The following is a 13,172-nucleotide window of genomic DNA, read 5'->3' as shown; positions in this document are numbered from 1 at the left end:
TGCAAAATCTAGGTTATGAATAAGAAGAAAATTTTATTTCTGGGTTTGAGTGCCTTTTCGCAGGCTGGAGGCATAGAAAAGGTGAATAAAAGTTGGTTAAGATCTCTGACTATAATAAATCAAGAAAATCCTGAATTTAAAATTAAAGCCGCTATCTTATTAGATGATAAACCTGATAAAAAATACATAGAAAAATTCCATTTTAAAGGTTTTAAAGGTCGTAAATTACTATTTAGTATTTACAGCATTTTAAGTGGTTTTTGGGCCGATACTTTAATTTTAAGCCATATTCATTTAGCTCCTGTAGCATGGATGATCATGCTTTTAAAGCCTAAAACTAAGCTTATTTTACATGCCCATGGCATAGAAGTTTGGGGTAACCTCAACGCTGTACAACAAAAAGTAATACAGGCTAGTACTCAAATATTAGCGGTTAGCCATTTTACAAAACAACAATTAGTAAATAAACATCAAGTTGATGAAAATAAAATTGCAGTATTTCCAAATGCTTTAGACCCTTATTTTAAAATCCCAAAAATATTAGATAAGCCAAATTATCTATTGGCTCGTTATCAAATTAAACCTATTCAAAAAGTACTTTTAACATTAGCTAGGTTATCATTTACAGAACAATATAAAGGTTATGATAAAATCATACAACTATTGCCAGAGCTAATCAAAACAAATCAAAATGTTGTTTATCTCATTGCAGGCAAAGCTGATGAAAAAGAAATCATCAGATTAAAACAGCTAGTTAATCAATACAAAGTAAATAAATATGTAAAGTTTTTAGGCTTTATTCAAGAAGATGAACTCATAGCGCATTATCAATTGGCAGATGTTTATGTGATGCCCAGTGAGGGAGAAGGTTTTGGTATCACTTTTATTGAAGCCAGTGCTTGTGGTGTTCCTGTACTTGCCGGAAATAGCGATGGTAGCCGTGATGCTGTAATATCAGGACAGACAGGCCTTTTATGTGATCCAAAAAAACCTAAAGAAATTTTAAAAACCATCGTAGATTTATTAAATTTTAACCAAAAGACTATAGAAATTCAAAACAGCACCATAAATAATTATGGGTTTAAAAATTATGCCCAAAAAATCAAGATACTGCTCCATTAATTGTTAAAAAAAATAATGAATAAATAAATTATTAATAAGCTTAAGCCCTAAGTAAACACAATTATTAATTTTAACAAAACAAAAAATTACATTTGCAGCCTATTAACTCTAAAAAAATGCCATTACAAAACGCTCAGGATGAATCATGGGATTTAGAAATTAAGCCTCAAAATAATCTGTTTGAATTACATTTAGCTGATGTTTGGCGCTATCGTGACCTTTTAGGATTATTGGTAAGAAGAGATTTTGTTAGTTTTTATAAGCAAACCATTTTAGGTCCATTATGGTTTTTTATACAGCCTTTATTTACCACCATTATTTATACCTTCATTTTTGGTAATTTAGCAGGTATTTCAACAGATGGTTTACCTCAACCGCTTTTTTACATGGCTGGCATTACGGCATGGAATTATTTTGCAGATTGTTTAACCAAAACCAGTACCGTATTTAAAGATAATGCCAATATTTTTGGAAAAGTTTATTTCCCTCGTTTAATTATGCCTTTAAGTATTGTGGTTAGTAATTTGGTGCGCTTTGGTGTTCAAATGCTCTTATTTATATTGTTATTGACTTACTATTATTTTACCGGAGCAAATTTTAATATCACTTTTTATGTAATGCTATTTCCTTTGTTGGTTATCTTAATGGGTATCCAAGGTTTAGGCATTGGCCTTATTATTACAGCCATGACTACTAAATACCGTGATTTAGCTTTTTTGGTTACTTTTGGCGTTCAATTATTAATGTACGCCACAACGGTAATTTACCCACTGAGTACAGCAATTAGTAAATACCCTAAATATGCCTGGATTATTGAATATAATCCAATGACCACTATTATAGAAGGATTTAGGCTGGGTTTTTTAGGAGAAGGAAGTTTTAATCTACAAAGCTTTTTGTACACCTCCTTTATCTCTGTTTTATTATTATTTATAGGCGTAATTATTTTTAACAGGGTTGAAAAAACATTTGTTGATACCGTATAATGATAAACCTAGCTCAACCACTTTCTTTAAATGGATATTTAAATCATAAAAGCTTCAACGGCCTAAATGGAATAAGAGGCTTATCTATACTGATTGTAATTATTGCTCATCAGCAGTTTGTTGATAACATACCTGTTTCTATAGTTAATAATATACGTTACTTTTTACATGATGGAAAATTAGGGGTTAGGGTGTTTTTTGTTTTGAGCGGGTTTCTCATTACATCTTTATTGATAAAAGAACAGCTAAAAAACGGTAAAATCAATTTGAGAAAATTTTACATGAGGCGTTTTTTAAGAATCGTTCCAGCATTTATTTTTTTTTTATTTATTGCCTATTTAATTAACTATTATTATCAATTAGATATCAATAATGGTGCTTTTATAGGTGCTTTTTTATACTTATCAAATTTTCCTTTTTTTCCCAAAACATTTATTCTGGCGCATACTTGGAGTTTATCTGTTGAAGAGCAATACTATTTAATTTGGCCAACTATATTCAAATTCTTTTGTGATAAGGTGATTTACATCGCTATTGCTATTATTTGCTTAAACCCATTTTCAAGAGTCTTGGTGTATTTACATCCTGAATACCAGTTATATACATTATCTCCATTATTCAACCTAGCCGAACCTATTATTATCGGCTCTATAGGTGCGTTGTTATATGCTAAAAAATTAATTCCGATATCATTTTTTTTAAAAAACCCCAATTTATACTTGTTGGTATTTACTTTTATATTTTGGTTGATTGAACATGCTATGTACAATGGCCAATTTGGAAAGGTTTTATTACCGTTTGGTTCTACATTAAGCTCGCTTAGTATTTTATTAGTATTACTCATTAGTGCAAATTGCAAACCTATACTTTTATTGAATAATAGCTTTTTAAATTACCAAGCCAAAATTAGTTATAGCCTATATTTATGGCAACAATTATTTGTTTTTAGTGATAAGTTTTATGACGTTAACTATATTTGGTGGAATAAATTCCCTTTCAACATCATTGGTATTTTCACCATGGCTATTTTGTCTTATTATTTGATAGAATTATACTTTCTAAAGTTTAAGACAAAATTTAATACCGTATAATAAATATTATAATGCTTAATAAAATTAAATCATTTTGGCACCTTCCGGTAAGGCTAGAAGAGCAAAGGCAAAAAACAATACAGGCCTACAGTCTCAATATTTTGCATTCTTATTTTAAAAATTTACCCGCTTTCCCTATGACCACATGGTCAATGTCTCCTACCGCATTATTGCATTTGATGAATTATATATTAATATATAAACCCAAAAGAATACTGGAATTTGGAGCCGGAAGTAGTACTATTTTTATAAACCAATTAATCAAAGAAAAAGCATTAGATTGTAAACTAATTTGTATAGAGCAGGATTTAAAGTGGTTGAAAATAATTAAAGAAACTGTTCAAACTCATGATGTGACAGAATTTCATCAAGTTGATTTGAGCGAATCATTAAATTTTAATTCACATAATTTTAAGTGGTTTAATTTTAAATCTTTAGACTTTGTATTAAAAAATGAGCCTTTAGATCTTGTAATTATTGATGCGCCTATTGCTTACAACAATCCATATTGTAGAGCTGGTGCCTTTATTTATTTACAAGATAAAATTATGAACGATTCTTTAAATTATTTTTTAGATGATGCAAATAGAATAGGTGAAAAAACCATTGCAAAAAACCTAGGTAAAAATAATCAGTGGGGTCTTGATTATGTATTAGGTGGAAAACCATTGATATATGATTGTACACCTATTACCTACAAAAAATAAAAATGAAAGCAATTAAAGTAGAAAACTTATCTAAAGCTTACCAATTGGGTGAGATTGGGACAGGGACGCTCTCTAATGATTTAAAAAGATGGGCATATAAAGTTAGAGGAAAAGATGACCCTTTTTTAAAGATAGGTGAAACTAACGACCGTACCACTAAAGGCGAAAGCAATATGGTTTGGAGTTTAAAAGACCTTGATTTTGAAATTGAACAGGGCGATGCGGTGGGAATTATAGGCCGGAATGGCGCAGGGAAAAGCACTTTATTGAAAATATTGAGCCGTGTGACCTCCCCTACCACAGGTAGCGTAAAAGTAAAAGGCAGAGTAGCCAGTTTATTAGAAGTGGGTACGGGATTTCATCCAGAACTCACCGGGCGTGAAAACATCTTTTTAAATGGAGCCATTTTAGGGATGCGTAAAAAAGAAATAAGCCGTAAATTTGATGAAATTGTCAATTTCGCTGGGATTGAACGATATATTGATACGCCAGTAAAGCGTTATAGCAGTGGTATGTATGTACGCTTAGCATTTGCTGTAGCAGCGCATTTAGATTCAGAAATCTTAGTGGTTGATGAGGTACTTGCAGTAGGAGATGCTGAATTTCAGAAGAAATGCTTAGGAAAAATGAATGATGTAAGTAAAAGTGAGGGTAGAACAATTTTGTTTGTTAGCCATAATCTATCTGCAATCAAAGAACTTTGCCAAATGGGTATTCTTTTAGAAAATGGGAAATTATCTAATTATAATTCTATAGATATTGTTACTCAAGAATATTTGCAATTTGATCATCAAAAATCTAAATACACACATGATAGAAGTAAAATAAATAAACTTGGCTTTATACACAAAATAGATTTATTTAGTTATGAAAAAAAAATCACTAATAGTTTTAAAGCAGAAACTATTTCATATGCTTCAATAAAATACGAGATTGTGAAACCCACCAAATACTTTAATATTGGCTTTACAATTTCAGATACTTTTGATACACATTTATATTCCAGCTCAGATACTGATAAACTTACCGCAGAGCAGTTAATAGAAATTAGACAACCTGGCCTCTATAATGTAATAGCTCCTATTCCATTATACAATCTAAATTCTGGAAATTATAAAATCACTTTTATAATGGGTGAAATTAACACCACTCTTTTTGATAGTGTTGAAATTTTTTTTTCAATTGAAAATAATAATTTTTTAAATACAGGAAATAGAACAGGAATCTTGCTCTCATTAAATAAATGGCAATACACAGATTAACAGTAGATAATGATATTAACTTTCATCAAAAGTAAATTAATAGAGAAATATACTCATTTTAGAAAAATAGAATCTCTAAAATCTAAATTCAACTGCTTTATAGAAAATAAGGTCATAATAAGATACGAAGCAATTGAAGATCTTAAAATTAATAAGAATGTTTATATATCAAACTATTGCTTTTTAACAATTGTAAATAGGGATAAAAACAACAAAATCTCACACCTAGATATAGGAGAAAATACATCATTTGGTGAGTTTTGTGACATTAGAGCAGCTGGAGGTTATATAAAAATAGGAAATGATTGTCTGATAGCCCAAAATGTAAGAATTATTGCCGCAAATCATTGCATTGAAAAAAAAATTCTACTAAGGGAAAATCCATGGGACGAAGAAAAAAATAATGTAATTATTGGAAATGATGTTTGGATTGGATGTGGTGCGATTATATTACCAGGGGTTATTATTGGTGATGGCTGTGTAATAGCTGCGGGGAGCGTAGTAACTAAAAACGTCCAACCTTATACAGTTGTAGGTGGTAACCCTGCTAAATTCTTAAAAACCAGAATATAGAAATATGAAAAAAATCATTAAATATTTTTTAAGTAAATTAAACTTAGAAATACAGAGAAAAAAAAGGAATTTAGACCTTAGTATTTCTTCTGATAGCTTAAAAAAAATCAACGAATTACATTTCTTACAAAATCAATTACATGAAGAATACAGTTTATATTTTACTTTAGATGATTTAACTTTAGATGAAATTCAAAAAATCAACAATGTGAAACAATATACTATGACTGGCCCATTAAGGATGATTTCCTTAATAAGAGCAGTTGAATATATTGTTAAAAATAATATACCAGGAGCATTTGTCGAATGCGGAGTATGGAAAGGAGGGAGCATGATGCTAATTGCAAAAACATTAATTGAATTAGGTGAATTAAATAGAGAATTATATCTATATGATACTTTTGAAGGGATGGCAACTCCTTCTTCTAATGACATTAGTTTTGATAACAAAATAGCTTCAATCCTTTTAGAGAAAGAATTGAGTGAAAAAGAAAATGGAAATAATATATGGTGTTATTCGAATATAGAAGAAGTAAAAAATAATTTATTATCCATTGGATACAATCCCAACAAAATACATTTTATAAAGGGGAAAGTTGAAGACACAATACCTAATCAGATACCTCATCAAATAGCATTATTAAGACTTGATACTGATTGGTACGAATCTACAATTCATGAACTAGAGTACTTATATCCAATACTAGTGAATAAAGGGGTAATGATTATTGATGATTATGGACAATGGATGGGACAAAAAAAAGCTGTTGACGAATATATTTTGAATAACAAACTAGATATATATCTTAATAGAATAGATTTTAGTTCTCGTTTAGCGATTAAATATTAAACTTTAATTGATTTATAAAGAAATAATGAATATCGCTTTAACTAATCTATCAGACCATCTCTTTATTGATAGTAGAAATAGGCTAAATATATCCGCAAAGGAGTTCGGAATTTCAACAATTTTTTCATATGATTATAATGATCTCATTCCTACTGATTTTTATAAAAAAAATTCAGATATTTTCTCAAACTCAAAAGGGCTTGGTTATTGGATATGGAAACCTTTTATAATTCTTGAAGCTTTAAAAAAACTCAATGATGGTGATGTTGTAATATATTCTGATTGTGGCATAGAGATTATTAATAACATAAATCCGTTGATTGATATTTGCTTAAATAAAACAGATATACTATTATTTCAAAATTCAGACTTTAACAATAAGCTTTGGACAAAACGTGATTGTTTTATTTTAATGGACTGTGACAACAAAAAATATTGGGATGGAATGCATTGTGATGCCGCATTTTGTCTCTTCAAAAAAAGTGATTTAAGTATTAAATTTATAGAAGAGTGGTTATTACATTCTTGTAATATTAATGTTATTAGTAGTCTCCCCAATATTTGTGGGGAAAATAATTTCAAAGAGTTCATTGAACACAGATGGGATCAATCCATTCTTTCTCTCCTAGCAATAAAATATAATATCGAATTACACAGAATGCCCTCTCAATTTGGCAATCACTATAAGCTTTCAAAATATCGTCTAAAAAATGAGTTTAATTGTGTAAATCAACTAAATCAACTCCAAACCAAATATTACTCTGATCACCCTATTTGCTCAAATTATCATCAACTACTAAATCATCATCGTAATAAAACTTTTGGACCAAATTCAATTAAAAAAAGACAAAATGTTTTTAATATAAAAATGAAAAATAAAATTAATCGTTTACTAAAATATATTTTCAATTCAAAAGGAACTAAAAATATTAACCCCCACAAAAAAGAATCATTTTCTCAATGTGGTGAAGATTTAATTATCAAATACATTTTTGAGCTGCGTGGTATAACAAAACCAAGTTATTTGGATATTGGAGCAAACGATCCATTTTATTTAAACAACACTGCTGTGTTCTATAAAAATGGTTGTAGAGGTATAAATATTGAAGCAAATCCCAAATTACTATCAAAATTTAAAATTGAACGACCAGAGGATGTTAACTTAAACATTGGGATAAGTAATATTAGTGGTAAAATGGACTTTTACATTATGAAGGACGACACGTTAAGTACTTTTAGTAAGGAAGAATATGAAAATATGATTAATAGTAGTAAGGTTTTAGACGAAATAAAATTAATAGATACTGATAATATTGATAATGTATTAAGAAAATACAACAATGGGATATTTCCTGACTTTTTAAGCATTGATGTTGAAGGATTAGATGAAGCTATTATAAAGTCTATTAATTTTGATTTTAGTGCCCCAAAAATAATTTGTGTTGAGGCAGCAGAATATTCACCTATTGGTGCGGGTAAAAGAAGATCAGAATTAATAGAATATCTTAAATCAAAAGGTTATTACGAGTACGCTAATACTAATTTAAATGCAATTATGGTAGCAAAAGAATTTTGGTTTGTAAACAATGGATAAAGTATTTTTTACAATTATAATCCCCACATTTAATTCATCCAATACTTTAAAAGAATGTCTAGATAGTGTATTTTTTCAGACCTTTACTAACTACGAAATATTGATTATAGATGGGCTTTCAACCGATAAAACAATATTAATAGCAAATTCCTATAATGATAAACGCGTTAAAATTATTTCAGAAACTGATAATGGTGTTTATGATGCAATGAATAAGGGAATTGAATTATCACAAGGTGACTGGCTATACTTCTTAGGTAGTGACGACTCATTATATAATTCAGATGTTTTGGGGAAAATTCATAAGTTATGTTTATTGCACCCAAATAATTGGATTTATGGTAATGTGTCTATTAATGGAAATATCCCTTGGGCTATAAATAAATCTGTTTATGATGGAGAATTTAATTTACAAAAAATAATTGAAAGAAATATTTGTCATCAAAGTGTTTTTTATAGTAAATCATTATTGACGTCAATTGGTAATTATAATTTAAAATTTAAAATTTGTGCAGATTACGACCTGAACTTAAGAGCTTATTCGTTTAAAAAACCTATTTACATAAATGAGATTTTAGCAGAGTTTAATAACGGAGGAATAAGTTCTTACGAAAAAGACGAAATTTTTCAAAATGAGTACTACTCTAATCTATTTAAATATTTTAGAAATATCTTATATAAGAGTGCTTTTATTAATATAAAAGAGGAACTTAGAAAATATATTTTCACTAAGGAGCTGCATGTTTGTAACAAAGTAAAACTTTATATATTTTATTTTATTCTTTCGCTTAAACAAAAAATAAAAATGCATTCATTTAAACGAATCGCAACATAATGTCTTCAATTTCATATATTTAAGGCGCTTGATAGGAAAAGATTTTAAAGAATATCTAGGTTTATCATATAAGCCACATTAATTTAAGTTTTTATAACTTCATTAAAATATAGATTAAATTTTTTACAGTTTAAAAGTTTATTGAATCATTAATATATTTTAAATTATATCCACAATTTAAAATATATTAATAAATAACGTATGCGTTCGTTTTTTGTCTTAAGTTTATTTTGCTTAATCAAAATTTTTATGATAATATATCATTTAAAAAAACCATCAAAAACACTGTATCAAAATATCAATTACCTAATAAATATTATTTAGCTGTAAGTGGCTAATGTTACTATTATTAATTAAAGCTCATATTGTCAAATAAAATTAAACCAATCGCAATATATTTACCTCAATTTCACCCATTTACTGAAAATGATGAGTGGTGGGGAAAAGGTTTTACAGAATGGACCAATGTAACCAAGGCAAAACCTCTTTTTAAAGGGCATTATCAACCACATTTACCTTCAGATTTAGGTTTTTATGATCTAAGGTTAATCACAACACATTTAGAACAGATCAAATTGGCAAAACAACATGGTATTGAAGGTTTTTGCTATTATCATTATTGGTTTAATGGTAAAAGATTGATGAACGAGGCATTAGATATTGTTCTGAAAAATGATTTGAATTTTCCATTTATGCTCTGTTGGGCAAACGAAAACTGGACAAGGAGATGGGACGGGCATGATCAAGAAGTATTAATAAAACAAAACTATAGTGATGAAGATGATGGTGACCACATGTCTTTTTTGTGCGAAACTTTTTTTAGGCATAAAAATTATATTACAGTTGATGGGAAACCTGTATTTGTAATTTACAGACCACATTTATTTCCTAATATTAAAGTAACAATTGAGTTATGGAGAAAAATCGCACAAAAAAATGGGTTCAATGACCTGTATCTAATTATGGTAAATGCACATCAAGCTGAGATATCTCCATCAAAATTAGGGTTTGATGCAGTAATGGATTTTCAACCTCAATTCAAACAAGCTAATCGAATTACACCTAACAAACTGGAAATTAAACTTCATAATTTTGGTATTAAGAAAACTCCATATTGGGATCATGTGATTTGTAATTATGAACAATATAGTAATGAAGCATTTAAAGCCTTTATAGAAAAGCAAAGCCTTGGTAGAGTTATGCCATGTATTACTCCTATGTGGGATAATACTGCCAGAAGAAAAAAAGGAGGATTTATATTTAAAAATAACAATCCTGAAATATATAAAAGATGGCTATTAAAACTTACTGAGAAGATTAAAAAGGAAAATGGAGAAGATAACTTTATTTTCATAAACGCCTGGAATGAGTGGGCAGAAGGAAACCATTTAGAACCGTGTACCAAATGGGGAAAACAATATTTAGAGGCAACAAAAGATATTTTAAATAATGCCTAAAATCTCAGTTATTGTTCCCAATTTTAATCATTCGTCTTTTCTAAATAAAAGAATAGAATCGATCTTGGCACAAACCTATCAAGATTTTGAGTTAATTATACTAGACGATTGCAGTACAGACAATAGTAGTTTAATTATTGAAAAATATAAAAGACATCCCAAAGTAAATCAAATAGTTTATAACAAAGTAAATGGGGGCTCCCCATTTAAACAATGGGCAAAAGGAATATTACTAGCTAAAGGAGAATATATTTGGATTGCCGAAAGTGATGACTTTGCGGAAAACACCTTTTTAGAAATTTGCTTAAAAATGCTTGAAGCAAACAATAATTTAGGCTTTGTATACACCGATTCTAATATTATTACAGAACAAAAAAAAACAGGGAGCTTTAAAATAAAAAAAGCAGAAAAATACCACAGTGATAAATGGGATAATGCATATCAAATAAATGGGATAGAAGAACTTAAACATAGCCTTATTAAAACTTGTACGATTAATAATGTAAGTGCTGTTTTATTTAGAAAAAAAGCTATTGAAAACGTGATAGCGAAAACCTATGATTATAAGTATGCAGGAGATTGGCTGTGCTATATGCTAATTTGCACTAAACATTCAATTGCATATATCCCAGATGCGTTGAACAATTATCGCTCCCATTCTAATAACCTCACCAAAAAATCGGACAACAATTACTTAGGTATGCGAGAAAGAATAAAGGCAAGAAACATGTGTATGCATCACATTTCCGATACTGAAGCATCTTTAAAACGTACTGCTAATATTTTAAATTGGAAAGAATTTAGGGCTATATTTGGGGGTTTTATAAGGGGAAGAATAAAAGTTAGTGATTTTTTTAATACGCTAATCTTGTGTTTTAGCTAATAAAGATTATGTTTAATTATCAACCACTGGTCAGTATCTGTTTACCCGTATATAATGCGATTGAATTTATTGAGGAAACAATAAATTGCTTCATTAACCAAACCTACAAGAATTGGGAATTGATTGTTCAGGATGATTGCTCAAAAGATGGAACCTGGGAGCTATTATTGGAGAAATATGAATTCCATGATAAAATTAGACTTTATCAAAATTCTCAAAACTTTGGAATTGGGAAGAACTGGAATGAGGTTTATGAAAAGGTAAAGGGAGAATTTGTAGTTATTTTTAATGCGGATGATTTAGTAGTTAATGATTTTTTAGAACGTAGTGTTTCCTATTTTCAAGTTCATGAAGGAATTGATATGGTCATCAATAGTTACGAAAGAACTGATGATGAAAAAAATGCAGATTTAGGCACTATTTTTAAATCATATAAAGGGATTACCCATAACATCATCAATATTAACCATCAACGTTTTTATAGGATACATTGGAATTATACTCTAGCAAAAAAAGGAAGTCTAGACAAATTAAAAAATGAATTTGGCTTATTTTACCCTACACAAGTATGCGATGCCATGCTATGGTATGAGAGCTATCAGCAAAATTTATTAGCTTATTACAGTGGTGATATTGTGGGTACTTACCGTGTTCATGAAAATAACAATTCTAAGATCCCATTAGGTGAATTTGAATCTACTCTTTTGTGGATGATTCCCATTTATCCAGAAATATACAAGTTAAAAATAAAAGCAAAATGGAATAGTGGCTATATTTTAACTTTCAAATATTTATATGCCTGTTTCAAATATTATAAAAAACCTAACTTAACTGCTTTAAAAAATATCACCCTTTATGTCTAAATCAATCATATTTACATTATTTGAGAATAGGTATGAATATGGTGTAGGAGCGCTTATTAACTCTGCTTGTGCTTGTAATTTTAGTGGTAAAATAATTGTTGGTTATAAAGGGGCTTTACCATTTTGGATATCCCAACTGAATAAAAAAAATGACAAATACTTTTTGTCTAATATCAAAGATATTGAAATTGAGTTTATAGAGATTGAAACAAAATTGCACTTACGTTACTACAAACCTTTCTTTTTTGAGCAACTCTTTAAAATTTATATAAATTATAAAATTTATTATTTTGATCCTGATATTACCATTATTGGTGATTGGGATTTTTTTGAAGAATGGATTGACTATGGAATGGGCCTAGTACTTGATGATTGTTATCCTATAATGCCCTACAACCACCCTATTAAACAGCAATGGGCTAAATTATATGACTATGATTTAGAAAATGGGAGTAATTTCAACTTCTATATTAATAGTGGCTTTATAGGGTGCTCCATCAACTCCCTAGACTTAATTAGTAAATGGAAAAACAACATTTTGTTACTTGTTCAAAATGGTAATGACTTAACAGAACTTAAGCCAGCCATAAAAAGGACAAAGACCCATAAAAGGTTAAATCCTATTACAGGTGATCAGGATATCTTGAATGCAACCATTATTCAAAATTATAGCTCTATAAAAGTCAGTATTGTGGGACCAGAAGGCATGGGCTTTATACCTGCTGGCTATTTAATGCACCATAATACTGGAATTAAAACTTGGGAAAGGAAATTCATTTTAGATTTCCTTAAAAGAGGCAGTAAAATTTCACCTGCCAATTATTCTTTTCAAGAAAATAGCTTCAGTCCAATTAACTTATACCCTAATAAGATTACACAAAATCTTAGAAAAATGGAGATATTGATTACTCAAATTTTACAGAGAATATTCTAGCATGTTAGAGAGGGC

12 protein-coding genes and 1 pseudogene are annotated in these 13,172 nt (G+C 29.2%); all 13 read left to right on the top strand.

What is annotated here, in order from left to right:
• Positions 1 to 15: 15 nt before the first annotated feature.
• The 13 genes and pseudogenes from FA046_RS05805 to FA046_RS05745 all read left to right on the top strand — a co-directional run bounded on the left by FA046_RS05805 (position 16) and on the right by FA046_RS05745 (position 13,157).
• The gene (locus FA046_RS05805) at positions 16 to 1,122 is read left to right on the top strand and encodes a glycosyltransferase family 4 protein (RefSeq protein ID WP_136825448.1); all 1,107 of its coding nucleotides are present in this window, start codon (positions 16 to 18) and stop codon (positions 1,120 to 1,122) included.
• Between the two features lie 116 nt (positions 1,123 to 1,238).
• Positions 1,239 to 2,108, top strand: coding sequence for an ABC transporter permease (locus FA046_RS05800; RefSeq protein ID WP_136825447.1), 870 nt, complete (start codon positions 1,239 to 1,241; stop codon positions 2,106 to 2,108).
• Positions 2,108 to 3,199, top strand: coding sequence for an acyltransferase family protein (locus tag FA046_RS05795; protein WP_136825446.1), 1,092 nt, complete (start codon positions 2,108 to 2,110; stop codon positions 3,197 to 3,199). The genes FA046_RS05800 and FA046_RS05795 overlap by 1 nt, the downstream gene beginning before the upstream one ends.
• 11 nt (positions 3,200 to 3,210) lie before the next feature.
• On the top strand, positions 3,211 to 3,906 hold the full coding sequence (locus FA046_RS05790) for an O-methyltransferase (RefSeq protein ID WP_136825445.1): 696 nt from the start codon (positions 3,211 to 3,213) through the stop codon (positions 3,904 to 3,906).
• Between the two features lie 2 nt (positions 3,907 to 3,908).
• On the top strand, positions 3,909 to 5,168 hold the full coding sequence (locus FA046_RS05785; protein ID WP_205943610.1) for an ABC transporter ATP-binding protein: 1,260 nt from the start codon (positions 3,909 to 3,911) through the stop codon (positions 5,166 to 5,168).
• A gap of 408 nt (positions 5,169 to 5,576) precedes the next feature.
• Positions 5,577 to 5,741: pseudogene (locus FA046_RS17600) on the top strand (DapH/DapD/GlmU-related protein); the annotation flags it as partial.
• A gap of 4 nt (positions 5,742 to 5,745) precedes the next feature.
• Positions 5,746 to 6,591: a TylF/MycF/NovP-related O-methyltransferase gene (locus FA046_RS05775; RefSeq protein WP_136825443.1), complete on the top strand. Its 846-nt coding sequence runs from the start codon at positions 5,746 to 5,748 to the stop codon at positions 6,589 to 6,591.
• Positions 6,592 to 6,616: 25 nt separating this feature from the next.
• The gene (locus FA046_RS05770) at positions 6,617 to 8,185 is read left to right on the top strand and encodes an FkbM family methyltransferase (protein WP_136825442.1); all 1,569 of its coding nucleotides are present in this window, start codon (positions 6,617 to 6,619) and stop codon (positions 8,183 to 8,185) included.
• Positions 8,178 to 9,020, top strand: a complete 843-nt coding sequence (locus FA046_RS05765; protein WP_136825441.1) for a glycosyltransferase family 2 protein — start codon at positions 8,178 to 8,180, stop codon at positions 9,018 to 9,020. The genes FA046_RS05770 and FA046_RS05765 overlap by 8 nt, the downstream gene beginning before the upstream one ends.
• A gap of 365 nt (positions 9,021 to 9,385) precedes the next feature.
• A complete protein-coding gene (locus tag FA046_RS05760) occupies positions 9,386 to 10,477 on the top strand; it encodes a glycosyltransferase WbsX family protein (RefSeq protein ID WP_136825440.1) in 1,092 nt (363 codons plus the stop codon).
• Positions 10,470 to 11,360, top strand: coding sequence for a glycosyltransferase family 2 protein (locus tag FA046_RS05755; RefSeq protein ID WP_136825439.1), 891 nt, complete (start codon positions 10,470 to 10,472; stop codon positions 11,358 to 11,360). The genes FA046_RS05760 and FA046_RS05755 overlap by 8 nt, the downstream gene beginning before the upstream one ends.
• Before the next feature lie 8 nt (positions 11,361 to 11,368).
• Positions 11,369 to 12,223, top strand: a complete 855-nt coding sequence (locus FA046_RS05750; RefSeq protein WP_136825438.1) for a glycosyltransferase family 2 protein — start codon at positions 11,369 to 11,371, stop codon at positions 12,221 to 12,223.
• Positions 12,216 to 13,157: a hypothetical protein gene (locus tag FA046_RS05745; protein WP_136825437.1), complete on the top strand. Its 942-nt coding sequence runs from the start codon at positions 12,216 to 12,218 to the stop codon at positions 13,155 to 13,157. The genes FA046_RS05750 and FA046_RS05745 overlap by 8 nt, the downstream gene beginning before the upstream one ends.
• Positions 13,158 to 13,172: the final 15 nt, after the last annotated feature.

This window comes from Pedobacter cryophilus (genome assembly GCF_005116455.1).
Lineage (GTDB): Bacteria > Bacteroidota > Bacteroidia > Sphingobacteriales > Sphingobacteriaceae > Pseudopedobacter > Pseudopedobacter cryophilum.
The sequence above is the reverse complement of the archived record's forward strand: the minus strand, read 5'-3'. Positions and strand labels throughout refer to the sequence as shown.